Origin of the sequence: Halorubrum tibetense (assembly GCF_042661865.1) — an archaeon.
GTDB lineage: Archaea > Halobacteriota > Halobacteria > Halobacteriales > Haloferacaceae > Halorubrum > Halorubrum tibetense.
On sequence record NZ_JBHSWW010000382.1, the window covers coordinates 1 to 1,865 of the forward strand.

At 68.9% G+C, this 1,865-nt stretch carries 2 protein-coding genes; both read left to right on the forward strand.

Annotation, left to right across the window (positions count from 1 at the left end; genetic code table 11):
- The coding region (locus ACFQEU_RS15310; protein WP_379783557.1) for a universal stress protein at positions 1–578 on the forward strand (578 nt) is incomplete at its 5' end.
- A 180-nt stretch (positions 579–758) separates the two neighbouring features.
- Positions 759–1,826, forward strand: coding sequence for an anthranilate phosphoribosyltransferase (gene trpD, locus ACFQEU_RS15315; protein WP_379783559.1), 1,068 nt, complete (start codon positions 759–761; stop codon positions 1,824–1,826).
- Positions 1,827–1,865: the final 39 nt, after the last annotated feature.

The following is a 1,865-nucleotide window of genomic DNA, read 5'->3' on the forward strand; positions in this document are numbered from 1 at the left end:
CGACGACGCCGACCGCGAGCCGGGTCACGCTCGAGGGTGCCGACCGGACGGAGCGACCGGATCGCGTCTCGTCGATCCTCGTCGCCGTGGCCGGCGGGCCACACTCCGGGGCGACCGTCGACGTCGCGAAGGCGGTGGCCGAAACGACCGATGCGTGGGTTGACCTGTTCCACGTGGTCCCCTCGAACGGGGCTGCTGAGGCTACTGGTCGTCCCGACGACGATAGCGACGGAGCGGACCACGACGCCGCCGAAGCCAGCGGCGCGGACGCTATCGGAAGTGGCAGTGAGGCGACGGGCAGTTGGGAGGACGACACGGCGAGCGGGGAGTCGATCCTGACCGCGGCGGAGACTCGCCTCGGGGAGTTCGACCGCGCCGATCGATGGCTCGTCGAGGGTCGGTCGGCCGCGGAGGAGATCGTCGACCAGTCGCCGTACTACGACCTCGTCGTCGTCGGTACACCGACCACCGGAACGGTGGGGCGGTTCGTGTTCGGGTGTACGACCGACACCGTCGTCGACGACGCCGACGTCCCGGTACTCGTCGTCGAGTCCGACGAGCCCACCCCGCTCCGCTGAGTTCCATCCGGCTCGGTTGGACCCCCGTCAGCCTCTCCGAACTCCATCGAGCGCCGCCCGCCGGACGAACAGCCCGCTACGTTTCTGCGCCTGACGATCGTCCCACCGCACTCCCCGACAACGTTAAATCGGTGTACATACTTGTACATCATAAGACGAACTCATACATTGGTGTATACTATGGATATCCACGACACGATCGAACGCGTCACGAACGGGGAGGACCTGACAGTCGACGAGGCTCGTGAGACGGCCCGACTCGTCTTCGAGGAGCTGACCGAGGCGCAGATCGGCGCGTTGCTCGCCGCGCTTCGAGCGAAAGGAGAGACGGAAGCGGAGATCGCCGGCTTCGCGAAGGGGATGCGTGACGCCGCCCGCACGATCGAGCCGGACCGCGAGCCACTCGTCGACACGTGCGGAACTGGCGGCGACGACTACGACACGATCAACGTCTCGACGACCGCGGCGATCGTCGCCGCGGGCGCGGGCGTTCCGATCGCCAAACACGGTAACTACTCCGTCTCGTCCTCCTCCGGGAGCGCCGACGTCCTAGAAGTCGCCGGTGCGGACGTTGAGGCCGAGCCGGCCGCCGTCGAGGAAGCGATCGAGGACGACGGGATCGGGTTCATGCTCGCGCCCGTGTTCCACCCCGCGATGAAAGCCGTCATCGGCCCGCGACAGGAGCTCGGAATGCGGACGGTGTTCAACGTGCTCGGGCCGCTCACGAACCCGGCCGGTGCCGACGCGCAGGTGCTCGGCGTGTACGACCCGGACCTCGTTCCACAGATCGCCCGGGCGCTCGCACACATGCCCGTCGAGCGCGCCCTCGTCGTCCACGGGAGCGGGATGGACGAGATCGCGCTTCACGACGAGACCGTCGCCGCCGAGGTCGACGGCGGAGAAGTCCGGGAGTTCACGATCACACCCGAGGACCTCGGACTCGATGCCGCCCCGATCGAGGCGGTCGCTGGGGGATACCCCGAGGAGAACGCGGCCGACCTCCGCGGGATCGTCGACGGCTCGGTGACGGGGCCGAAACGCGACCTGATCCTCGCTAACGCCGGGGCGGCGATCTACGTCGCCGGCGAAGCCGACTCCCTCAGGGCGGGCGTCGAGCGCGCGGCCGAGGCGATCGACTCCGGCGACGCCGCGGCGAAGTTCGCGGCGCTGTGTGGCGATCCGGAGACCGGCTCCGACGTGGCCGGCTCGTCGAACCCGGCACCCTCGACGAGCCCGGAGGACGACTGATGGCCCGGGCGAAGATCTGTGGGCTGACGAGCGACGTGG